Raw genomic sequence first — 23608 nt, forward strand, 5'->3', positions numbered from 1 at the left:
GCGGGCGCGGGTGACCGGACGGCCGGTGGCGCTGGCGGGATCCTGCCAGTGTGCATACTCCACGTCGCCAACTGGGCACGTAGCGAAGCTGGCGAGTTTCCGACAGGGGTGCGGCGCGCATCACGACCCGCTCGGCGCGCGCGGACCCGCTCGGCGCGGGGCGGATCCGCCCGGCGGGACGCGCGGACACGCACGGCGGGATCGAGGTGAGCGCGAGGCCCGTGCCCGGGGAGGATGACCGGCGTGCCCGCTGACCCCGACGCCCACGCCCACGCCCACGCGGTGCCGGCGGGACGGGCCGGCCGGCGGGAGTGGACCGGGCTGGCCGTCCTCGCGCTGCCCACGCTGCTGCTGTCGCTGGACCTGAGCGTTCTCTACCTCGCGCTGCCCGGCCTCACCGAGGACCTGCGGCCCAGCGCCACGCAGCTGCTGTGGATCACCGACAGCTACGGCTTCCTGATCGCCGGCTTCCTGGTGACCATGGGAACCCTCGGCGACCGCGTGGGCCGGCGCCGCCTCCTGCTCGCCGGCGCGGTCGCGTTCGCGCTGACGTCCGTGCTGGCGGCCTGGGCGACGAGCCCGACGATGCTGATCGCCGCGCGGGCCCTGCTCGGGATCGCCGGTGCCACGCTCATGCCGTCCACCCTCGCGCTGATCAGCAACATGTTCACCGACGAACGGCAGCGGTCCACCGCGGTCGCCGTCTGGATGAGCTGCTTCCTCGCCGGGATGGCGGCCGGCCCGGTGCTCGGCGGCCTGCTGCTGGAGTACTTCTGGTGGGGTTCGGTGTTCCTGCTCGGCGTACCGGTCATGGCGCTGCTGGTCGTGACGGCGCCCGTGCTGCTGCCCGAGTACCGGCACCCGGGGGAGGGCCGCCTCGACCTGGTCAGCGCGACGATGTCGCTGCTCGCCGTCCTCGCGGTCGTCAACGGGCTCAAGGAGACGGCGGCGGGCGGTCCGAGCCCGGGTGCCGGCGGGTCGGTCGCGGTCGGGCTGCTGGTCGGCTGGCTGTTCATCCGCCGCCAGCGCGGCCGGGCCGACCCGTTCGTGGACGTCGGCCTGTTCGCGAACCGGTCGTTCACGGCCGCGCTCGGGCTCATCCTGTTCGGCGCGTTCGTCATGGGCGGGATCAACCTGTTCGTGACGCAGTACCTGCAGCTGGTCGCGGGACTCACCCCGCTGCGGGCCGGCCTGTGGCTGGCGCCGGCGACGCTGGCCGTCATCGGCACGAGCCTGGCCGCCCCGGTGGCGGCGCGGTGGATCGGCGCGGGGCGGGTGGTCGCCGCCGGCCTGGGGGTGAGCGCCGTCGGCCTCGCGATCCTCACCCGGGCCGGCGATGGCGGGCTGATCCTGCTGGGGTTCGGGTTCGTCCTGGTCTTCCTGGGTGTCGGACCGCTGGGCGTGCTCGGCACCGATCTGGTGGTCGGATCAGCGCCGCCCGCGCGGGCCGGGTCGGCGGCATCGCTGTCGGAGACGGGCAGCGAGCTGGGCGTGGCCCTCGGGGTGGCGTTGCTCGGCAGCCTGGGCACGGCCGTCTACCGGCACCGCCTCGCCGCGGCGATCGACAGCGGGAGCCCGGCCGGTGGAGCGGGTCGGTCGGCACCGGCCGGGCCGGCCGATGCCGACCGTGAAAGCCTCGCCGGTGCGGTACGGGCGGCGCGATCACTCGCCGACGGCGGAACCGCGGTGCTGGAGCCGGCCCGCGACGCGTTCACCGCCGGCCTGCACACCGTCGCCGCGGTGGGATGCGCGCTGGCGGTTCTGTTCGCGGTGCTCTCGGTCCTCCTCTTCCGCAGCGGCGCGGTGGGTGGCATGACGGCGAGCGACTCGACAACGGGTGACGTCACAGCCGCTGAACAGACCATCGGAATGAATTCCGATGAAGAGGACGGAGCTGCGGACGGACGGGGCGACGCGGCGTTCTGAAGGACACTTCGTAACCCGCATGGGCGGAACACGGCCGCGTGTTCTGTTTTTCCGGTCCTGGCGACGGATGTCGTCATAACCGAGTGGCGGCAGGTACGGGGCGGTCCGCGGGTGGCGGAACGGTCAGCTGCGAGCAGTATGGCCGGTATGGCGATCTTCGCGGTAAGATGACGCGTCCTGATTGGCTGGTAAGCCAGCCGCGCATTGCGGGAAGCCCGTCGCATCTCGTCCGGGCCGCCTGGCCCGGACGTCTTGTCAGCCTCACCGGCCGGGATCTCCCTGCTTCCGACTCCTGGAGTCCGGCCTGCGTAACTGGCATCCAGCGGCGGGCCGCTTGTGGCGTGACTGTGACGCGCTATGATCCGGAGTATCAGGATATTTCGACGCCTCGCTAGGTCGTCGCCGCCGGAAGGTCCCGGGCCTACTGGGGGGTTCTGGCAGTGTTCTCCGCTCGGCACGATCCAGGAACGCGGACCGACTCGCCCGGCATCTTCTCGGGCTGAGTGCGTGCCGGCGCCGTCCCGCGTGATCGAGGTGGCACATGCGGGAGCCCGCGTACAGCGGAAACGCGAAGAGTCGACGGGCGACGGGCGGTACCGGGGCGTGAGCCGCGCTGCCTGCACGGCCGGTGCAACCAAAGGGATCGGAAGCAACGAAGCCTGGGTGAGATCGGTAGGCCGCCTGTGGGCGCGACTGCTGCGCCGAGCCGGCCTGGATCCGGAGGCGGCCGTTGCCGAGATCGGGCCAGGGTTTTCGGCGAAGGTTGCCTTCGGCTTGTCTGACCTCGGGTTCCGGGGCACTGTGATCCTCGTCGAACCGAATGAGGAGGCTGGCGCGTGGGCGGCCGCGGAATATCGCCGGCTTCTTCCGGACGCCGAGATCCGCGTGATGAGTGAACCGGTCCCGGACGCGGGAGCGCTGGCCGGACAGAACACGGATTTCCTGGTCGCGAACCACGTGATCGACGACCTGCTTCTCGACACCTACATCGAGGCGGACGAGCGGGCGAGTATCTTCGGCAGGGTGGAGCCTCCTCCGCCGGTCCGGTGCGCTGGGCCCGGCCCGCGGGTGTTCATGCAGCTGCCGCCAGACTCAGCCATCCCTACTCGCCGCCCGCCTCGTTGCGCACGCTCCCAGGATCCATCGGTGAGACCGCCCCGATCCGGACATGAATCACCACGATGATCAATCGTGGTGAAGGCAAGTGTAAAGGACGGGGGTGCGGGAGGGCGCGCGACGCCGGGCAACGCGCGTTGAGTGAGAACGCGTGGAGTGCGGCGATCTGCGAGGCGACAACCTGGGCGCCGGAACTCCGTGCGGCACTCTGCCGGCATCCCGTCCGGCGGCGGTGCTGAGAGTTTTTCCCGCGCGGCGCCGGAGTCTGCGGCCTCCTATCTCGAGACGCTCTCGGGGGCGGCGGGGTCCTGCGTGGTTTCCGGGACCGGGCCCGCGTTTCCGGCCGGCGGACCGGAATTCCCGGGGAGCGGCGTGTCCGTCACCGTTGAACCGGTCGGGGCAGGCGAGAAGAAAGACCTGGTGGAGGACGGCGTGGACGTCCCGTTCACGACGCTCACCGGAGCGCGCGCGGCAGGGCGCCGACCGGCGCGCAGGCCCCGTTGCGTGCGCCCCCAGGGCTTGAGCGTGGACAGGAACGTGGCGGTAATGAACATCGCGTTCATCAGGCAGGCACCCGCGATGATCGCGACTGTGGGTCCGCTGTAGTGGACGTTTCCGTCCGCTGTGGCATGGCCGGCTCGAACGATCATGGTGCGCATGAAGGCGGCCGCGAAGATGACCGCGACGACCGTGATCGCCAGCTTGGTCACGACCCACTTGTGGTGCAGGAGACCCCATCGGGTGCGCAGCGAGATCAGGATCCCCGTCGCGAGGGTGAGTAGCGCCAGCGGAATGTTGAGGGCTCGATCGAACACGTGCATGAGCTCATAGGCCGGATGCCGGATGTCGCTGTCGAGAGACGCCGTGATGGCGAGCGCGAGCTGGCCCAGCGCGACGCCGTTCCACCCGACGCTCACCAGGACGTGTGCGGTTAGCAGAAGCTGACGGGCGACCCGCCGCTGTCTGCGCGGTCTCGCCGGGGGCCTGGCGGTTGTGATCGCGGTGGCAGTCATGCCGGCGACTCCGGAGGTCGGACGGATCAGGCCAGAAGTGCTATAGCGCAGCGGTGGCGCCGCCGTAACTCGCCGGCTACCCCGGACGAACGGAAATCACAATACATGGCACGACAGGGCTAGATACCAACCTTTCGAGGTCTGGTCCGGATCGTGCCAGGAAGGCCGGTATTCGAATAGGGAATCGCTCGCCAACACGAATCCGCAGGTCGGAGGCCCGGACGCGGATCGGGGGTTGTCGTCGGCGAGCGCCGCCCGCTGGCAGGTTCCCTCATCGGCAACCTGAGCTTGGTTACTCACTGTCACCCGAGTCTTGGGTGTGTTGGACCATGTACGGTCTGACAGAGCGGGTGAATGCGGTTGAGGTGTCTTTGGTACGCGGGTCCGGGCTTGTCGATCGTCACGCTGCGTGAGAATTGTGGCGCGGCTCTCCTGTTTCGCCCGGGCCGTCCAGCGGCCGGAGCGCGCCCACTGCGGCGGACGGGCCACGGCCGCGTCGCGACCGCGGTGATCGTCCCCGGGCCCGCCCGCCCGCCGGGCGGGCGCATACCGCGGTGGCCTGTCGGCCGCCGACAGCAGGCTTCACGTGACAACTCGACACGAGCAGGGGGTGCGGACCGGATGGCCAGACCGACGGGACTCTCAGGGAGCGGGCGCGAGCGGAGTGCCGCGTGTTCGCCGCCGTAGTCGCCCACCTTGTTCTCGCCGCGGCCCTGCCCGCGCTGACCGGCCGGCTGGGCCGCACGGCCTTCCTGCTCGCGGCCGCCGCGCCGGCAGCCACGTTCGGCTGGCTGGTGGTCCGGATACCGGCCACGACGGCCACGACGGCCGCCGTCGGAGGGCACGGCGCCCCCGCCGGTGACCTGCTGGTCGAGACCCTCGCCTGGGCGCCGACCGTCGAGCTGGAGATCGTGTTCCGGCTCGCCCCGCTGGCACTGCTGATGGCGCTGCTCGTCACCGGCGTCGGCGCGGCGGTGCTGGTCTACTCGTTCGCCTACCACGCGCCGCACGCGGCCGACGGCGGCATGCCCGTGCCGGGCTCGGCGGGGCCGGGCCGGGCGAGCGCCGCGCTGCTCGCGTTCGCGGGCGCGATGCTGGGGCTGGTCCTGGCCGACGACCTGTTCACGCTCTACCTCTTCTGGGAGCTCACCACCGTCTTCTCCTTCCTGCTGATCGGGCAGGACGGCGTGAGCGCCCCCGGCCGGCGGTCCGCCGTCCAGGCATTGCTGATCACCAGCGTCGGGGGCCTGGCGATGCTGTTCGGCTTCGTCCTGCTGGGGCAGGCGGCGGGCACCTACCGGATCTCGCGGATCGTGGCGGCGCCGCCGTCCGGCGCGGTGGTCACCGCGGCGCTGGTGCTCGTCCTRCTGGGCGCGCTGACAAAGTCGGCCCAGATCCCGTTCCACTCCTGGCTGCCGGCCGCGATGGTCGCGCCCACCCCGGTCAGCGCGTACCTGCACGCCGYGGCGATGGTGAAGGCCGGGGTGTTCCTCGTGGCGACGCTGACCCCGGCCTTCGCCGGCGTGGTGGGCTGGCAGGTACCGGCGGTGGCTCTCGGCGCGGCGACGATGCTGCTTGGCGGCCTGCGCGCGCTGGTGCAGACCGACCTCAAACGRCTGCTCGCCTTCGGTACCGTCAGCCAGCTCGGGTTCCTCACCGCGCTGGTCGGGTTCGGGTCGCGCACCGCGGCGCTGGCCGGCGCCACGCTGATCCTCGCGCACGGGCTGTTCAAGGCCGCGCTGTTCATGGTCGTCGGCATCGTCGACCACCAGGCCGGGACCCGTGACCTGCGGGACCTGTCCGGCCTGTGGCGGAGCGTCCCGGTGGTGTGCGGGGGAGCGGTCCTCGCCGCCGCCTCGATGGTCGGGCTGCCGCCCTTCCTGGGCTACCTCGGCAAGGAGGCCGCCTTCGAGGCGCTCGTCCACGGCGGGGCCGGCGAGCTGGCGCTGCTCGCCGTGTTCGTGGCGGGCTCCTGCCTGACCACCGGGTACGCGCTGCGGTTCCTGTGGGGCGCGTTCGGCTCGTGGCCGGGCGCGCCGCCGAGCGCGGTCGCCCGTCCGGCGGCGGTGTTCGTGGCGCCGGTGGTGGTGCTGGCCCTCGCCGGACTCGGCCTCGGAATCGCGCACCGGGGCGTCGACCGGCTCGTCGCCGCCTACGCCGACGGCTTCCCCGCCGGCGCCGCGCGCTACCACCTCGCGCTCTGGCACGGGCCGGGCTGGCCGATCGCGCTGTCCGCCGTCGCGGTCGCCGGGGGCGTGCTGGTCTTCGCCGCGGCGGCGGGGCCGCCGCGGTGGCTGTCGCCGCGCCTGCCCGATCTCCTGGACGCGCAGCGCGGCTACGAGCGCGCCGTGCGGGCGCTGGACTGGTCGGCGGTCGCGGTCACCGGCCGGCTGCAGACCGGCTCGCTGCCGGCGTACCTCGGCGTCATCCTGCTCACGGTGCTCGCGGTGCCGGGCACCGCGCTGGTCACCGGGGCCTCCTGGCCCGACGACCTGCCCTGGTGGGACTACCGCATCCAGCTCCCGCTCGCGGTGGGCATCCTGCTCGCCTCGCTGGCGGTCGTCCGCGCCCGCAGCAGGCTCACCGCGACGCTGCTGCTCGGCGCGGTCGGATACGGGATCGGCGCGCTGTTCGTCGTCGACGGCGCGCCCGACCTCGCGCTGGCCCAGTTCCTCGTCGAGACCCTGTCGCTGATCGTTTTCGTCTTCGTGCTGCGGCGGATGCCGGTCCGGTTCTCGACGGCCGACCGTTCGTCGCCGTTGCGGTTGCCGCGGATCGCCGTCGCCGTCGCCGTCGGGGTTTTCGTGGCCGGGTTCGCGATCGTGACCAGCGGCTCGCGCGCCGGGATGGCGCAGCCGAGCCGGGAGTTCATCGCACGCTCGCCCGGCGAGACCGGGGCGACGAACGTGGTGAACGCCATCCTGGTCGACTTCCGGGCGTTCGACACCCTCGGCGAGATCGCGGTGCTCGCGGTGGCCGCGCTCGGCGTGGCCTCGCTGCTGCTGCTCGTCCGCACCCCGCAGGGGCGCACGATCGACCAGCTGCTCGGCCCGGCGGACCGACGGGCCGAGGATCCGGTGCGGGCACGGTCGGTCCTGCTGGAGGTCACGACCCGGGCGGTGTTCCCGGTGGTGCTCGTGTTCTCGCTGTACCTGCTCTTCGCCGGCCACACCAGGACGGGGGGCGGCTTCTCCGGCGGGCTCGTCGCCGGCCTGGCGTTCGTCCTGCGTTATGTGGCGGGACGGCGCCGCCGGGTGGGCGCGGCCGTCCCGGTGGTGCCGACCGCGGTGATCGGCACCGGGCTGGTGACCGCGGCGGCCGCGGGGCTCGCGCCCGCGCTGCTCGGCGATCCCGTCCTGGAGAGCTATGTGTTCAAGGGTGATCTGCCGGTCCTGGGTCACGTCGAGCTGGTGACGAGCCTGTTCTTCGACGTCGGGGTCTACCTGCTGATCATCGGCGTGGTGCTCGAGCTGCTGCGCACGCTCGGCACCGCCGTCGACAAGGAGGCCGACGCCGAGATCGAGGCGGGCCGCGAGCGCGTGGACGAGATCGCATGAGCCCGGTGAACCTGACCTCGGCCCTGATGGTCGGCGGCCTCTACACGGCCGGGACCTACCTCCTCCTGCAACGCTCGCTCATGCGCGTGCTCATCGGGCTCGTCCTGCTCGGGCACGGCACGAACCTGCTCCTACTGCTCGTCGGCGGGGAGAGCGGCCAGCCGCCCATGGTCGGCCCGGCCCGGCCCGAGGACATGTCGGACCCGCTCCCGCAGGGCATGGCGCTGACCTCGATCGTCATCACCTTCGCGCTGACGACCTTTCTGCTCGCGCTCGCGTACCGGGCGTGGACCCTGCTCGGGGACGACGAGGTGCGCGACGACATCGAGGACGCCCGCATCAGCCGCCTGGAGTCCGGCGGATCAGCACATCCCGAGCAGGCGGGACCGCCCGGGACAGCGGGACAGCCCGACGGGGACGACGGAGCGGGACAACTCGGCGGGGGACCGGCCGACGGGGCCGAACAGTCCGACCGGGAGGACCGGGAGCCGCCGCGCGAACCGGGTGAGCTCGCCGTGCCCGGCCTGCTCGAGCGGTGCGACGCCTACGGACGGCGCCCGTGAGCGTCCTGGCGGTTCTCCCGGTCGTGGTGCCCCTGCTCGCCGCCGGCGCCGTGCTCGTCCTGCGCGGCCGGGTGCGGGCGCAGCGGATCCTCGCGCTCCTGGTGGTCGCGGGCGTCGTCGCCGACGCGGTGGCGATCGTCGTGATCGCCGACACCGACGGTCCGCTGGTCGCGAACCTGGGCGGATGGCCGGCGCCGATCGGCATCACGCTGGTCGCGGACCGGCTCTCCGGCCTGCTGCTGCTCACCTCGGCCGTCGTCACCTTCGCGGTGCTCGCCTACGCGATCGGCCAGGGCGTCACGGAGGACACCCGGCGCGGCAACAGCTCGATCTTCCAGTCGGTGTACCTGGTCCTGGTCGCCGGTGTGGCGCTCGCGTACCTCACCGGCGACCTGTTCAACCTGTTCGTCGCGTTCGAGGTCATGCTGGTCTCGTCCTACGTGCTGATCACGCTCGACACCACCCCGGGGCGCATCCGTGCCGGCATGACCTACGTGATCGTCAGCATGACGTCGTCCCTGCTGTTCCTCACGATGCTGGCGCTGGTCTACGCGGCGACCGGGACGATGAACCTCGCCGACCTGTCGGGGCGGGTCGGCGAGCTGCCGGAGGGCCTGGCCGGGGCGCTCGGCCTGCTGGCCCTGGTCGTCTTCGGCATCAAGGCGGCGGCCGTCCCGCTGCACTTCTGGCTGCCGGACAGCTACCCGACGGCACCGGCGCCGGTCACGGCCGTCCTCGCCGCCCTGCTGACCAAGGTCGGCGTGTACGCGCTGCTGCGGACGCACACCCTGGTGTTCGCGCACGACGGCGTGTGGGTGCTGCTGCTGGTCGCCGCGGTGGTCACGCTGCTCGTCGGCGCCCTCGGCGCGCTCGCCCAGGACAACCTGAACCGGATGCTGTCGTACCTGCTGGTGAGCCACATCGGCTACATGCTGTTCGGCCTGTCGCTGTTCACCGTGATCGGCCTCACCGGTGTGATCATCTATATGGTGCACCACATCGTGGCGCAGGCCGCGCTGTTCCTGRCCAGCGGACTGATCACCCGGTACGCCGGGACGTCGGTGCCGCGGCGCATGGGCGGGCTGGCGGCCGCCGTGCCGGCAACGGCGGTGCTCTTCGCGCTGCCGGGGCTCAGCCTCGCGGGCATCCCCCCGTTCTCCGGCTTCGTCGCGAAGCTGACCCTGCTCGAGGCCGGGTCCGGGGTCGGCACCTGGCCGGTTTACGCCGCGGTCGCCGCCGGCCTGGTCACCAGCCTGCTGACGCTCTACGCGATGGCCCGGGTGTGGACGCTGGCCTTCTGGGGATCGCGCCGGGCGAGCGTGCCCGACCCGGAGCCCGCGGACGACCTGGTGGTCGGGACGGAGCGGGTGAACCGCCCGATGATCCTGGCGACCGGTGGGATCGTCGCCGTCGGGCTGGCCGCCGCGGTGTTCGCCGGCCCGCTGGCCGCGCTGAGCCAGCGGGCCGCGGACGATCTGCTCGAGCCGTCGGGCTACGTGGAGTCCGTGCTTCCGGGCGCCGTCCCGGTGGGGCTCCCGCGGGCCGTTCCGGCAGGGGCCGGCCGATGAGCCGCCGGAGCGCCGGGCCCGAGCCGGCCGCCCGCGTGTTCCGTCGGCCCGGCCGGTTGCTGTGGCTGTGGGCGGTGTGGATGCTGTTGTGGGGCAGGCCCACCCCGCTGGCCGCGCTCAGCGGGCTGCTCGTGGCGGCCGTGGTGCTCGCCGCCTTCCCGCTCCGCCCGGTCGCCCCGGGGGCACGGTTCCGGCCGCTGCCGGCGCTCGCCCTGCTCGGCCACCTCGTCGCCGACCTCGTCCCGTCCGCGGTGGCGGTGGCCTGGCAGATGGTCCGGTACGGCCCGCGGACGCGCTCGGCGATCGTCGCCGTGCCCCTGGGCGCGACGTCGGAGGTGGTGTCGACGCTGACCGCGAACGCCGTCTCGCTCGCGCCCGGCGCGTTCGTGCTGGAGATCGACCACGAGGCCGGTGAGCTGTACGTCTACGCGCTCGCCGCCGGCGACGAGCAGGCGGCCGACCGTACCCGCGCGACCGTGCTCGGCCTGCAGCGCCGGGTGCTGGCCGCCTTCGGCGCCGCAGCGGACGTCCCCGCGCCCGGCCGTCGCCGTCGCGGCGCGCGCGCCGGCACAGATGACGCCGAGGTACCCGACCGGGAGGCATGGTGATGACCACCGTCTACACGATCACGTTCGTCCTGCTCGCCGTGGCCGGGCTGCTCACCCTGGCCAGGGCGCTGGCCGGGCCCACCAACCTGGACCGCATCGTCGCCCTCGACGTTCTGGTGATCCTCATCGTCGCGGGTGTCACGGTCGAGATCGGGATGCGCAACGAGGGCTGGAACATCGCGCTCGTCGCGGTCGTCGCGCTGCTCGGCTTCCTCGGGTCGCTGACCGCGGCCCGACTGGTCGAGCGGCGTGGGACAACCCGCTGATGGCCCGCCAGGTGATCTCCGCGGTGCTGCTGCTGACCGGCGCGCTGTTCTGCCTGCTCGGCGCCTGGGGCCTGCTGCGGTTCCCGGACGTCCCCTCCCGGCTGCAGGCGGCCACCAAGCCCCAGACGGTCGGCCTGGTGTCGATCCTGCTGGGCAGCGCCGTCCAGCTCGCGCCCCGCCACGCCGCCGGGCTGCTGCTCGTCGCGCTGCTGCAGCTCGTCACGGCGCCCGTGATCGCCCAGCGGGTCGGCCGGGCGGCCTACCGCACCGGCCGGTTCCGCCACGACCTGCTGGTCGTGGACGAGCTGGCCCGGCGCCGGGGCGGAGTCGCCAGCCCGGGCCAGGCCGCCGAACACCGGTGACACCCGCCAAGCCCGCCCGGGCCGGGCGGCCCGGCCCCGCCAGCCGGCGGCTCAGGTCGGCTGCGGCCCGCCCGGTTCGCTCTGTTCGGCGAGGAAGCGCTCCAGCGCCGCGCCGAGCTCCTCGCCGGTCGGCAGCGGTTCGGAGTCGTCGACCACCGGCAGGTGCTCGCCCTCGCGGCCGCGGTGGAACGCGTCGTACTGCTCCTCGATCGCTTTGACCACCTCGGCGGCCTCGCCGCCGCGCGCGATCTGGCTGTCGACCTCGCCCCGCACCTCCAACGCGGCGGAACGCAGCCCGTCCAGCGGCAGGAGCAGCCCCGTGGACTTCGAGACGGAGCTGAGCAGCGCCTCGGTCGCGGCCGGATAGGTGGCCTGCGCGAGGTAGTGCGGGACGTGCGCGGCGAAGCCCATCGCATCCGCCCCGGACCGGCCGATCTCGTACTCGAGCAGGTGCCCGGCGCTGCCGGGTACCGACAGCCGCCGGACCCACGGCTCGTACCCGACGAGCAGTTCCTTGCGTGTCGCGTGCGCGGTGACCCCGCACGGACGGGTGTGCGGCACGGCCATGGGGATCGCGTTCAGCCCGACCGACATGCGGACGCCCAGCTCCGCCATGACCGCCTGGACGGCCTTGGTGAAGCGCTTCCAGTGCAGGTCCGGCTCGGGGCCGCAGAGCAGCAGGAAGGGCGTGCCGGCCTCGTCGTGGAGCAGCTCGATGGCCAGGACGGGATCGTCGTRGCTTTCCCAGTGGTCCTCGTAGAAGACCATGGGCGGGCGCCGGGAGCGGTAGTCCATGAGCTGGTCGACGTCGAAGGTGACGATCCGCTCGTGCTGCAGCGCCGTCGTCAGGTGCTCGCTGGCGAGCCCGACAGCGCCACCCGCGTCGACGACCCCGGTCATCGCCTCGATCAGTACCGGGCGGCCGAGGTCGTCCAGGTCGCTCCTGATCTCGTAGAGCTCTCTGGGGTCAAGCATCGGTCGTGCCCTCCCTCACCGATCTGGTCCGCGGCGGTCCGCGGTGACACCCTGGCACTAGGAAGTCGCCGTGGCGGTCCCGCATTCCGACTCCGCCGGGGCAGCTCCGATGCGCATGATCGAGAATACCAACGCCCACCCTCGCCCCGGCGGAAATAGTGCCGTACGAGCGGCGTGGCGCCATCGTGCCTGCTATGTCGTGATCGCGTCTCTCGGGATCGCGGGTCACCGCCCGGTCAGCGACCCACTGCTCACCCGGACGTCGCCGATCAGGCCGGCCAGCCGCAACCGCAGCCGGGGGGTTCCCGGGCGTTCCGAGACCATGGCCAGCTCCAGGTGCCGGTCGCCGAGCACGACCAAGCCGCTCATGTCGACCTCCATCCCGTCCGGGACGCTGATGGTGAGATCGCCGATCAGCGAGATATAGAGAATGTCGAGCACGCCGTCGGTCACGGCATCCTCGTCCATCAGCGCACCGCGCAGATCCAGCGTCCAGTCGCCGAGCAGGTTGACTATCACCGTCCGCCGGGGCATCCGCCAACGGCCGAGCCGCCGTCCGTCGCCGAGAATGTTGACGATCGTCGACGACGAGCGCTGGATGCCGACCCGCGGCGGGACGATGCCGGCCCCGGCCTGCGCCAGCTCCTCCACGGTCTGGGCGGCCCAGGCGCTCCCGACCCGCTCGCTGAACTCGTCCAGGGTCAGCCGCCCGTCGCCGCAGGCCGCGCGCAGGTGGTCGGCGGTCGCCTGCCGGTCGGCGTCGGTGATCGGCGCGGACGGGTCGTGGCGCGGGCCGGCGCTCTTCGCCTTGCCGACGCCGAAAGCGGGCCCGGGAGCGGGGCCGGGAGCGGGGCCGGCCTCTGCCGGACTGCCGGCCTGGCTCGGACGGACCGGCGCGGCGTCGTCGCCGGTCGCGGGAGCCGGGCCGGGATCGGGTGAGTCGGGCATGTCCCGACCGTAGCGGCCCACCCACCCGGCGCGAAGCCCGCCTCGGCCCCGGCGACGGACCGGCCGGGAACCGGTTTCACAGGGAGGTGAAGGTAAAGCTCCGGCCCCTGGCCCGCAGCGCCGGCAGGACCTGGCGAAGCGCCTCGACGGTCTGCGATCGATCGCCGCCGCCGTCGTGACACAGCAGGATGTCGCCCGCCCGGGCGCCGGTCAGCGTCCGCACGATCGAGGCCACCCCGGGCCGGGTCCAGTCGCGCGGGTCGACGCTCCAGCCGACCGGTGTCAGGTGCTGCGCGGCCGCGGCGGCGAGGACGGCCGGCGACCAGTCCCCGCCGGGCGACCGGAAGTACCGGGGAGCGACCCCACCGGCCGCGGTGATGATCGCCTGGGCCGCGGAGATCTCCCGGGCGACGGTCGCGGCGGAGCCGGCGCCGAACGGCGTCGGATGGTCGAGCGAGTGGTTGCCGACCGTGTGCCCCTCGGCGAGGACGCGCCGGACCAGCTCCGGGTGGGCTTTCGCCTGGACCCCGATGACGAAGAAGGTCGCGCGGACACCGTTGCCACGCAGCACCTCCAGGATCCGCGGCGTCCAGACCGGGTGCGGTCCGTCGTCGATGGTCAGCGCGATCGCGTTCGCCGGCGCCGCGGGCCGCGCGCCGCGGACCCGGCTCACCGCGCCCGACCGCCTGCCCGCCGCGGGGGCGGCCAGGGCCGGGTCGAGCGCGCCGAGTGCCGTGAGGCCGGCCGCTCCCGCGATCGACCACCCCAGCAGCCGTCGCCGGGACGGCCCGCCCGCCCGGCCGCCGCCGGCCTCACCGCCCGCTTCGCCCCCGGCCTCGAAACCGCCCCTGGCCCCGAAACCGTCCCCGGACGAGGGCCGCACGCTCATGGCGAGACCTCACCGCTGCGACTGGAGCGGATGCGGCACGTACGGCTGACCTTCATCCCGTTGTCCCTTCACTGTTCCGAACACCGGGTCTCACAGCGCCCGGCGCCGGTAGACCATACGTCGTATGTGCCGGTACAAAGCGGGCATAAATTGCGGCTGGAAATGTCAACGGCGGGGATGAAAAAAAGAGGTTGCGGACGGTGGCCGGTCTGGCCCGGAGCCGAGTGGTACCAGTGCCAGAAAAGGGCCTGACGGGAGTAAAGCGTCCAGTTGTTGCCGGAAAGGTGCGGCCGGGTCGGATGGGAGTGCTCACCCGCTGGCGGCCACCGGCACCGAGCCTGCCCTACAACGACCCGGTAGGTCCCATTAGTAGATGCAGGCGGCGGCGGCGGTCACCGGCGGCTCGGTCGTCGCGGACGATCCCACCGGCGGCCCCACCGGCAGTGTGGCGGACGGCCCCGGCGTGCCCGGGGTGGTGCCGGCCGTGGCATCCTGCCCGGTCCCGGCGATCGGCCGGGCCAGGATGTCGACGCCGGCGCCGACACTGACACCGGTCGGCGCCGTGGCCGTGGGCATCGCCGTGGGCGGGGGTGTGGGGGTGGCTGTTGGCTGTTCGGCCGGGGAGGCGGGCGTCGATGCCACGTCGGGTACCTGAGGCGTCACCGTGGGGGTGGCGCTCTCGGTGGGTGGGAGGGCGACTGCCGCGGTGGGGGCGGCCGGTGCGCCGATCGAGGGTTCCGGGGTGAAGGCGCCGCCGAGCGGGATGGGGTCTCCGGAGCCGGTGGGCTCGGGCAGGGACTCGCCGCCGGTGATGTTCCGGAAGAACTGCCGCATCTGGTCGGGGTCGTACAGGAAGTAGAAGGCCGGTTCGGCGATCTGGCCCGTGATCGGGACGGTGGAGAACGTGACGGCGCCGGTCGTCATCCCGCGCATCCGCTCGGCCAGCGCGCGCAGCTCGGTGAAGCCGGTCTCGTCGTCCAGCACCACCGACCGCGTCACCGCGCCCAGAAACGCGGCGAGCTTGGTCGGGCGCAAGAGGACGTCGCTGCTGCTGACCTTTCGGAACATCGCCGCGAGAAACGCCTGCTGGCGGCGGATCCGGGAGAGGTCACCGTCAGCGAAACCATGTCGTTGCCGAACAAAGGCAAGCGCATTTCCGCCGATCAGATGATTGTTTCCCGGCTGCCCGAGGAAACCGGAGCTGGGGTCGTTCAGGTTCATCGACCGCACCCGCCGGCCGTTCTCCAGTGTGTGCGGCTCGACGTAGCTCGATGCCTGCAGACACACGTCGATGCCACCGATCGCGGACGTCATCTGCTGGAAGCCGTTGAAGTCGAGTTCGGCGTAGTGGTTGATGCGCAGTCCCGCCACCTGCTCGAGGGTGGCGACGAGGAGCGCGGGGCCACCGCCGCCGAACGCTGCGTTGATCCTGTCTCGGCGGGCCCGGTGGTGGGTGCCGCCGTCGTCGGTCCAGGCCGGGATGGGCACCCTCAGGTCACGGGGGACCGACACGATGTTCGTCCGCCCGTCCGAGGCCAGGTGGGCGATCATCATAGTGTCGGATCGCGCGCCGCTGACCGCCGCGGCGTCCGAGCCGGTGCGCACGTCGGAGCCGACGAGGAGCCAGGTCTCGGTGCCGACCGGCGCGGGTGGTGGGCGGGTCACCGTGATGTCGGCAGGCGGCGCGATGGTCTCGCGATCGATCCTGCGGTCGTAGAAGGTGATGACGAACCAGCCGGTGGTGGTTACCACCACCACGGCGACCGACAGCAGGGCGGTCAGGACGAGCAGAACCCGGCGTACCGGGCCGCGCTGCGCGGCGCCGGCCGCCGCGTCGCTCCCGTCACCCGGCGGGCCGGCCTCGCTGCCGCCTTCGGCCTCGCCGTCGATGTCGCGTTCGCGGGTGTCGTGCTCACCGTCCACGGTCTCTGCCGGCGTCACTTCGGGGGCGTCGCACGACTGCCGTGCGCGCGCGTCCCGCATGCCGCCGCCCCTCGCCGCGCCTCATACCGGCGCGTGCCTGCCGGCGAAAACAAAGGTAAGTCAACGAAAGATAAGTCAGCCAATAGTGATGTTGCGGGCCCGCAAGTCGGATGTGACAACCGACGCGGGACGAATCGGGGCACACCGCATCATCTGTCAGATGAGGGTGCCGCTGCCGCGCGGACGCCGCCGGACGGCCCGAACGTGCCCCGCCCGGCCGGTCGGGCGCGGCCGGTCAGCCGAGGCCGGTAGCTCCCATTAGGCGCGGACGGCCACCAGGTGCAACGAGCCGGGGTCCTCCCGGTACACCGGCGAGCTCGGGGACGTCCCAGAGGCAGACGTCCCGGAGGCGATCTTGAAGCCGGCGCCGACGAGCCGGCGCTCGGCCGTGTGCGCGTCGTAGTGCCACCGGTTCACCGGACTGGTCGGGTGCCGCGCGTTCCCGCGCCGGGGCAGGCCGAGGCGCCCCGCGCCCCGCTCCTCCCCGGGCGAGCGCAGGCGCTGCCACGCCACCAGCTCGTCGGCGTCGATCTCGCCGCGGACGTACCGGTCGACCGCGTACCGCAGGTCAGGTAGCACGACGTGCAGCGTCCCGCCCGGGCGCAGGACGCGGGCGTACTCCTCCAGCGCCCGCCGCATCGCCGGCGGCGGCAGCTCCTGCAGGACGTGCGCGCAGAGGAGGTGATCGACCGAGTCGTCGTCCAGTGGCAGCGCGGCCCGCGGGTCGTGCCGCGCGACGACGGCCACCTCCCGGGCCTCCCACTGTTCGCGGATCGTCCAGCCCCGTCCGCCCCGCGGCCCCGCCGGTAGGTCGCGCCGGCGTGGACGCGGACGTGGGCTGGGACGGGGGCGGGGGGCGAGCCGGGCGACGACCGCGGCCAGCCGCGGCCGGCGCGCCGATCGCCAGCCGGCCGCGCACCCCCTGCGCAGCAGGCGCAGCGTGCGGGACGCCCGCAGCAGCCGGGTGAGGTCGGACATCCGCCGCAGCGCGGGGTAGGCGGCGACGAGGCCGGGGGAGAACGCGGGGTCGAGGTTGACGTAGTCCGGCAGGACCAGGTGGGACGAGGTGACGTTCACCCACAGCTCGCCCCGGCTGTTGCGGTGGTACCGCAGGCGCCGTGCCCGGCCTGGTGGCGCCGGGAGCCGTGCCGTCCGGTGCGTCATCCCCGTCTCGTGCCCCATTCGTCCGTTGCCCGTGGGCGATCCGTCCCGGCGCCCGCGCCTCCGACCAGCCGTCGGCGACCCGTCCGAGGCCTGGGCGCGCCTTTTGGTCGTCACTTAGGCACAGAGAGTAGATCGACCCGGGCTGATGTCTGGCATCTCTGCTCGGCGCGTCATCGCTTCAGGTAGCGATCATTTCAATACAGAGAGTCATACTTGCTTCAGTGTCAGCGGCCAGGCGCCGGACACCCGAGCACCACGAGGCCGGGCATCACGAGCGGACGGCCCACTCGAAGGAGCGCTAGATGCGTGTACTGGTCCTCGGTGGCGACGGCATGCTCGGCGGTGAGCTGGTCCGCCGGCTCGTCCGCGACCATGACGTCACCGTCGCCGTCAGGGCCACCGCACCGTCCTGCCCGCCACCCGCCGACCGGGTGCTCACCGGCGTGGACGTCCGCCGCCGCGACACCATGGCCGACGCGTTCGCCGCGGTGCGGCCGGACGCCGTCGTGAACTCCGTCGGCCTGGTCGGGCGGCGCGCGGAGGGACGTGAGGAGGGCGTGCCCGACCCGGTGGACGTCCACGGGATGACCAAGCTGCTCGGCGAGGTGCGCAACCGGGCGCTGTCCGCGCGCCGGCTGCGGTCGGTAACCGGCTCCGGTCGCCCGGGTGGCCGGCGATGGTCGACGAGCTGGCGACCGCGATCGAACGGCGTGACATCGAAGGCTCCCCCCGGCTCCCCCCGGCTCCCCCCGGCGCCGCCCGGCGCCTCGTCCCGGCGCGATCGGAAGCCCCCGCGCCGCCCTCACCTCCCCGAACGGAGTGCACGCCGATGCCTGACAGGAACCTCGACGAACACGGCTCCGGTAACCGGCCGCCGCATCAGCCCTGGTCGGCCGAGCCGGTCGATCCGCTCCGGTAGAAGGGACAGCGGCGTGTCGAGAACGAGAGGCGACAGAGACGACCACACCGGCGCCCGGCAACACGGGGACGACGCCGAGCTCACGCGGACGGGCTTCTTCCGGAGCTGGTTCTCCGGCGGGGGATCCCACCGCCAGCGCGGCGCGGACGCCCAGCGCGGCGCGGGGGACCGACGCGGCGCGGGGGACCGACGCGGCGGGGACGTCCGGCGTGATTCCGACGTACGGCGTGACCCGGATGCCCGACGTGACTCGGATGCCCGGCGTGATGCGGACGTCCGGCGTGATCCTGGTGTCGCCGGGGAGCCCGACATGGGGGTGTCCCACCGGATACCGGCGGCCAGGCCCAGGCCACAGACCGGCCACACCGCGACCTCTCCCAACACGACCGGGCTGGACGGCGGCGGTGCCGACGGTCAGACCGTGCCCGGTCAGGGCGCCAGGGGCCAGAGCATTCCCGGCCAGGGCGCCGGCGGGCCGGGCGTCGGGGCCCAGGGCGTCGGTGGTCAGGGCGCCGAGGAACAGAGCGTCGCGGACCAGGGTGCCGCGGGAGAGAGCACCGTCGGGCGGGGGCCGGCGGAACGAGGAGGAATGACCGCAATGACCGGGACGGCGGGAACGACCGCACGAACAGGTCCCTCTGTGCCGACCGCGCCGTCCACGCCGATCGCCCCTACCGGGCCGACCGTTCCCACGGTCCCGAACCGGCGCCTCTCCCCGGACCGCCAGGGCGCGGCCGGCCGGATGACCATGCCCGACCGGGTGCCGCGCACGGAGATCATGGGAGTCCCCGCGCCGGTGCCGCGCGGCCGCCCCGGGCCGGCCGAGCACCGGGCCCGGGTCATGATCCTGGTCGGCACCCGTCCGGAGATCGTGAAGCTGAGCCGAATCATCGCGGCGCTCGAGCGGGCCGTGGACGTCTGCCTGGTCCACTCGGGCCAGCACTATGACTACGAGCTGAACCAGGTGTTCTTCGACGAGCTCGGTATCCGCAAACCGGACCACTTCCTCGACGCCGTCGGCGCGAGCGCCGCCGAGACCATCGGCCGGGTGATCGCCCGCTCCGACGCGGTGTTCGTCGACGAGTCCCCGGACGCGCTGCTGCTCTACGGGGACACGAACACCACGCTCGCGGTCATCGCGGCCCGGCGGCGGCACATCCCGGTGTTCCACCTGGAGGCCGGGAACCGCTGTTTCGACGACCGGGTCCCGGAGGAGATCAACCGCCGGCTGGTCGACCACCTCAGCGACATCAACCTCCCGCTCACCGAGCACGCGCGGCGCCACCTGCTGGCCGAGGGTCTGCCGGCGCAGCGGATCTTCGTCACGGGCTCGCCGATGAAGGAGGTCCTCGACCATTACGCGCCGCTCGTCGACGCCTCACCGGTGCTCACGAACCTCGGTGTCACCGCGGGCCACTTCCTGGTGGTCAGCGCGCACCGGGAGGAGAACGTCGACGCGCCGGAGCTGCTCATCGGCCTGCTGGAGACACTCAACGCGCTGGCCGCCCGCTACCGGGTGCCGATCATCGTCTCCACCCACCCGCGTACCCGGGATCGTCTCGACGCCCTTGAGGCGTCCGGCCGCGCCCCGGCGACCGACGGCCTCGTCCGTTTCTGCCGGCCCTTCGGGTTCGCGGACTACATCGCGTTGCAGCGGGCGGCGCAGTGCGTGATCTCGGACAGCGGCTCGCTGACCGAGGAGGCCTCGCTGCTCGGGTTCCCCGCGGTGATGATCCGGGAGGCGCACGAGCGCCCCGAGGGCGTCGACCACGGAGTGGCGGTCTCCTGCCTGCCCCGGCCGGACCGGGTCCTCGCCGCGGTCGACCTGGTCGTCGACGCGGCGCAGGGGGACCGGGCACCGCGGATCGTCCCCGATTACGACGTGGACGACGTCTCCCGCCGCGTCGTACGGATCATCGTCAGCCACATCGACTACGTCCGCCGCACCGTCTGGTTCGAGCGCCCACCAGCCGGGACCAGCAAACCAACACCCGGAGGCACCTCCCTGACCCTCCCATAGCCCAGCCCCAGCCCCTGGCCCGGCTGGGCCGGGGCCGCATCGCGGAGCCCGGAAGCGGGGCCGGACCGCCGGGCTGGTGGTGGCCGCTAGTCGGTGTCGGCTCGGGGGTGTTCGGCCAGCAGGGCGGTGAGGTTGGCGAACAGGGAGGGGGGAGCGGCTATGACGAGGTCCTCGCCGGCTTCCCGGCCGTCCAGGCCGCCGACCCGCAGGCCCGCCTCGGCGGCGATCAGTGCGCCCGCCGCGTGGTCCCAGGGGTGTAGTCCGCGTTCGTAGTAGGCGTCGACGATGCCCGCCGCGGCGGCGCAGAGGTCGAGGGAGGCCGCGCCCATCCGGCGGATGTCGCGGACCCTGGGCACGACCCGGGTCAGCACCGCGGCCTGGGTCGTCCGGCGGCGCTCGGTGTATCCGAAGCCGGTGGCGACGAGTGCGCCGCCCAGCTCGGTCACCGCCGAACCGGTCAGCTTCGTCGGCTCCCCGGCCGTCGGCCCGAGCGACGCGCCCGCGCCGGTGCCAGCGCCCAGGTCGCCCCCGCGATCCGTGCCCACCGGTGTCTCCCAGCGGAAGGCGCCGCCGCCGCGGACAGCGGTGTATGTGACTCCCATCGCGGGCGCGTGCACCACGCCCGCCACGATCTCGCCGTCCAGCTCGGCCGCGATCGACACCGCCCAGTTGGGCAGGCGGTAGAGGAAGTTGACCGTCCCGTCGAGGGGGTCGACGATCCAGCGGACGCCGCTGGTGCCCGCTGTGTCGGAGCCCTCCTCGCCGAGCAGGCCGTCGTCCGGGCGGGCTTCGCGCAGGCGGCGGGCGACGAGGGCCTCCGACGCCCGGTCCAGCGCGGTGACGACGTCGGTCGGCGAGGATTTCGTCGCCTCGGCGGCGACCGTGCCGGCGCGGCCGGTGACGAGCAGGGCCCCGGCCTCGCGGGCGACGTCCAGGCCGAGGTCGAGCAGGGCGGCCGGGGCCGGGCGGAGGGTGCTGGGGGGCGCGTCCACGGTGCTCATCCTGCCAAGGCTGGCCGGCGGCGAGAGCGGCGAGGGGCCCGCGGCCCGCACTCCCGCCGCGATGGCGACGATCGCGTGCCCCGTAGGATTGTGCGCGTGGTGGCAACGGACAGTACGGAACGGCCGACCCGCGCGGTGCCCGCCAAGCCGAGCTTGGACGGGATCGAGACCCGCTGGTCCGAGCAGTGGCACGAGCGCGGGACCTATGAGTTCGACCGGTCGGCGCCGCGGGAGCGGGTCTACTCGGTCGACACCCCGCCACCGACCGTGAGTGGCTCGCTGCACGTAGGCCACGTGTTCTCGTACACCCACACAGACCTGATCGCCCGCTTCCAGCGGATGCGCGGGCGCGAGGTCTTCTACCCCATGGGGTTCGACGACAACGGGCTGCCGACCGAGCGGCGGGTGCAGAACTACTACGGCGTGCGGTGCGACCCGTCGCTGCCCTACGACCCGGATTTCACCCCGCCGGAGAAGCCGGGCAAGGACCAGCTCCCGATCTCCCGGCGCAACTTCGTCGAGCTCTGCGAGACGCTGACGATCGAGGACGAGAAGGGCTTCGAGGAGCTCTGGCGCCGTCTCGGGCTCTCCGTCGACTGGTCGCACACCTACGCGACCATCGACACCCGGTCCCGCGCGGTGGCGCAGCGGGCCTTCCTGCGTAACCTCGCCCGCGGCCAGGCCTACCTGGCCGAGGCCCCGACTCTGTGGGACGTCACGTTCCGCACCGCGGTCGCCCAGGCCGAGCTGGAGGACAGGGAGCGCCCCGGCGCGTACCACACGCTCGCGTTCGGGCGGCCCGGCGGCGACCCGGTGGTGATCGAGACGACCCGTCCGGAGCTGCTGCCGGCCTGCGTGGCACTCGTGGCGCATCCCGACGACGCGCGCTACCAGCCGCTGTTCGGGCAGACGGTGCGCACGCCGCTGTTCGACGTCGAGGTGCCGGTGGTGGCGCACCGGCTGGCTGATCCGGAGAAGGGCTCCGGCATCGCCATGATCTGCACCTTCGGTGACCTCACCGACGTCATCTGGTGGCGTGAGCTGCGGCTGCCCGCCCGCGCGGTGATCGGCCGGGACGGCCGCCTGATCGCCGAGGCCCCCGAGGCGATCTCGTCGCCGGCCGGCCGGGAGCACTACGCCCAGCTCGGCGGGAAGACGATCGCCGCCGCGCGGACGGCGATCGTGGCGGCCCTGCAGGAGTCCGGCGCGCTGCTCGGTGAGCCGCGGGCGATCAATCACCCGGTCAAGTTCTACGAGAAGGGCGACCGGCCGCTCGAGATCGTCACCACCCGCCAGTGGTACATCCGCAACGGCGGCCGGGACGAGCAGTTGCGTGAGCAGCTGCGCCAGCGTGGCAGCGAGCTGCGCTGGCACCCCGAGTACATGCGGGTGCGCTACGAGAACTGGGTGGACGGCCTCAACGGCGACTGGCTGATCAGCCGGCAGCGTTTCTTCGGTGTGCCCTTCCCGGTCTGGTACCCGCTCGACGCGGACGGCCAGCCCCGCCACGACGCCCCGATCGTCGCGGCCGAGGCCACCCTGCCCGTAGACCCGTCCAGTGACGTCCCCCCGGGCTACACGGCCGAGCAGCGGGGCGTGCCCGGCGGCTTCATGGCCGACCCCGACGTCATGGACACCTGGGCCACCTCCTCGCTGACGCCGCTGATCGCCAGTGGCTGGGAGAGCGACCCGGCGCTGTTCGCGCAGGTGTTCCCGATGAACCTGCGCCCCCAGGCACACGAGATCATCCGGACCTGGCTGTTCTCGACCGTGCTGCGCAGCCACGACGAGTTCGGCACGCTGCCCTGGACGGACGCGGCGATCTCGGGTTGGATCCTCGACCCGGACCGCAAGAAGATGTCGAAGTCCAAGGGCAACGTGGTCACGCCCATGGGCTTGCTCGAGCAGCACGGCTCGGACGCCGTCCGCTACTGGGCGGCCTCGGGCCGTCCGGGCACCGACACGGCCTTCGACGTCGGCCAGATGAAGACCGGCCGCCGGCTCGCCATCAAGATCCTCAACGCGAGCCGGTTCGTGCTGGGCCTCGCCGAGGCGGGCGAGGGCGAGGCGGCCCTCGCGGGCGACGCCGCACCCGGCCCGGCCGCGATCACCGAACCGCTGGACAGAGCACTGCTCGCCGAGCTCGCCCGGGTCGTCGACACGGCCACCGGCGCGTTCGAGGGCTACGACTACACCCGGGCGCTCGAGGTCACCGAGACCTTCTTCTGGCGGTTCTGCGACGACTACGTCGAGCTGGTCAAGGGCCGGGCGTACGGCGGGCACGGGGAGGCCGGCGCCGCCTCTGCCCGGGCGACGCTGTCGATCGCGCTGTCGACGCTGCTCACCCTGTTCGCGCCGTTCCTGCCGTTCGTCACCGAGGAGGTCTGGTCCTGGTGGCGGGCGGGCTCGGTGCACCGGGCCCGCTGGCCGGAGGCCGCCGAGGTCCGCGAGGCCGCCGGGGACGGCCGTCCCGAGCTGCTGGACGCGGTCGGCGCCGCGCTCTCCGCGGTGCGCCGGGCCAAGTCCGAGGCGAAGGTGTCGATGAAGGCCGAGGTCGCCACCGCCCGGGTCAGCGGTGACGCCGACGTCGTCGCGCTGGTCGGGCAGGCTACCGTGGACCTGCGCAGCGCCGGCGGGATCTGGGAGCTGAGCCTGGTCGGCACCGGCGGCGAGCTGGCTGTCGACGTGGTGCTCGTCCCGCCGGCCGGCTGATCGTCACCGTCCGCGACG

16 protein-coding genes are annotated in these 23608 nt (G+C 73.0%); 9 read left to right on the forward strand and 7 right to left on the reverse strand.

Annotated features, from left to right (window positions below):
- Positions 1–234: 234 nt before the first annotated feature.
- The gene (locus BBK14_RS11005) at positions 235–1926 is read left to right on the forward strand and encodes an MFS transporter (protein WP_241831393.1); all 1692 of its coding nucleotides are present in this window, start codon (positions 235–237) and stop codon (positions 1924–1926) included.
- 1391 nt (positions 1927–3317) lie between these two features.
- Here the strand turns inward: BBK14_RS11005 and BBK14_RS11015 are convergent.
- Positions 3318–4055: a hypothetical protein gene (locus BBK14_RS11015; protein ID WP_071061598.1), complete on the reverse strand. Its 738-nt coding sequence runs from the start codon at positions 4053–4055 to the stop codon at positions 3318–3320.
- Positions 4056–4726: 671 nt separating this feature from the next.
- Between BBK14_RS11015 and mbhE the strand changes: the two genes are divergently transcribed.
- From mbhE to mnhG, 6 genes are read left to right on the forward strand one after another with little or no spacing between them, the layout of a single operon-like run.
- Positions 4727–7612, forward strand: coding sequence for a hydrogen gas-evolving membrane-bound hydrogenase subunit E (gene mbhE / locus BBK14_RS11020; protein ID WP_071061599.1), 2886 nt, complete (start codon positions 4727–4729; stop codon positions 7610–7612).
- Complete coding sequence (locus tag BBK14_RS11025; protein WP_071061601.1) at positions 7609–8175, forward strand: Na(+)/H(+) antiporter subunit C; 567 nt, start codon at positions 7609–7611, stop codon at positions 8173–8175. Before mbhE ends, BBK14_RS11025 begins: the two co-directional genes overlap by 4 nt.
- Positions 8172–9743: a Na+/H+ antiporter subunit D gene (locus BBK14_RS11030; RefSeq protein ID WP_071061603.1), complete on the forward strand. Its 1572-nt coding sequence runs from the start codon at positions 8172–8174 to the stop codon at positions 9741–9743. The genes BBK14_RS11025 and BBK14_RS11030 overlap by 4 nt, the downstream gene beginning before the upstream one ends.
- The gene (locus BBK14_RS11035) at positions 9740–10351 is read left to right on the forward strand and encodes a Na+/H+ antiporter subunit E (protein WP_071061605.1); all 612 of its coding nucleotides are present in this window, start codon (positions 9740–9742) and stop codon (positions 10349–10351) included. The genes BBK14_RS11030 and BBK14_RS11035 overlap by 4 nt, the downstream gene beginning before the upstream one ends.
- Positions 10351–10617, forward strand: a complete 267-nt coding sequence (locus BBK14_RS11040) for an MrpF/PhaF family protein (RefSeq protein WP_020462681.1) — start codon at positions 10351–10353, stop codon at positions 10615–10617. The genes BBK14_RS11035 and BBK14_RS11040 overlap by 1 nt, the downstream gene beginning before the upstream one ends.
- On the forward strand, positions 10617–10979 hold the full coding sequence (mnhG, locus tag BBK14_RS11045; protein ID WP_018500178.1) for a monovalent cation/H(+) antiporter subunit G: 363 nt from the start codon (positions 10617–10619) through the stop codon (positions 10977–10979). Before BBK14_RS11040 ends, mnhG begins: the two co-directional genes overlap by 1 nt.
- 51 nt (positions 10980–11030) lie before the next feature.
- Here mnhG and BBK14_RS11050 read toward each other — a convergent pair whose 3' ends face one another.
- From BBK14_RS11050 to BBK14_RS11070, 5 genes are all read right to left on the reverse strand, one after another.
- Positions 11031–11954 carry a proteasome assembly chaperone family protein gene (locus tag BBK14_RS11050; RefSeq protein WP_071061608.1) on the reverse strand — a complete coding sequence of 308 codons (924 nt, stop codon included), beginning with the start codon at positions 11952–11954 and terminating at the stop codon, positions 11031–11033.
- Positions 11955–12179: 225 nt separating this feature from the next.
- A complete protein-coding gene (locus tag BBK14_RS11055; protein ID WP_241831394.1) occupies positions 12180–12902 on the reverse strand; it encodes a DUF1707 SHOCT-like domain-containing protein in 723 nt (240 codons plus the stop codon).
- A gap of 76 nt (positions 12903–12978) precedes the next feature.
- Complete coding sequence (locus BBK14_RS11060) at positions 12979–13791, reverse strand: polysaccharide deacetylase family protein (protein WP_071061612.1); 813 nt, start codon at positions 13789–13791, stop codon at positions 12979–12981.
- Between the two features lie 366 nt (positions 13792–14157).
- Complete coding sequence (locus BBK14_RS11065) at positions 14158–15774, reverse strand: LCP family protein (RefSeq protein ID WP_071061615.1); 1617 nt, start codon at positions 15772–15774, stop codon at positions 14158–14160.
- 258 nt (positions 15775–16032) lie between these two features.
- Positions 16033–16938 carry a class I SAM-dependent methyltransferase gene (locus tag BBK14_RS11070; RefSeq protein WP_071061770.1) on the reverse strand — a complete coding sequence of 302 codons (906 nt, stop codon included), beginning with the start codon at positions 16936–16938 and terminating at the stop codon, positions 16033–16035.
- A gap of 302 nt (positions 16939–17240) precedes the next feature.
- Between BBK14_RS11070 and wecB the strand changes: the two genes are divergently transcribed.
- The gene (wecB, locus tag BBK14_RS39915) at positions 17241–19877 is read left to right on the forward strand and encodes a non-hydrolyzing UDP-N-acetylglucosamine 2-epimerase (RefSeq protein ID WP_241831395.1); all 2637 of its coding nucleotides are present in this window, start codon (positions 17241–17243) and stop codon (positions 19875–19877) included.
- 86 nt (positions 19878–19963) lie between these two features.
- On the opposite strand, the gene BBK14_RS11080 is transcribed toward wecB, so the two are convergent.
- Positions 19964–20878: an inositol monophosphatase family protein gene (locus tag BBK14_RS11080; protein WP_071061774.1), complete on the reverse strand. Its 915-nt coding sequence runs from the start codon at positions 20876–20878 to the stop codon at positions 19964–19966.
- Positions 20879–20974: 96 nt separating this feature from the next.
- Between BBK14_RS11080 and valS the strand changes: the two genes are divergently transcribed.
- Entirely contained in the window at positions 20975–23590 is a 2616-nt protein-coding gene (gene valS, locus BBK14_RS11085) for a valine--tRNA ligase (protein ID WP_071061617.1), read from the forward strand.
- Positions 23591–23608 lie beyond the last annotated feature (18 nt).

Origin of the sequence: Parafrankia soli, assembly GCF_001854695.1 — a bacterium.
In the GTDB taxonomy this organism is placed as follows: domain Bacteria; phylum Actinomycetota; class Actinomycetes; order Frankiales; family Frankiaceae; genus Parafrankia; species Parafrankia soli.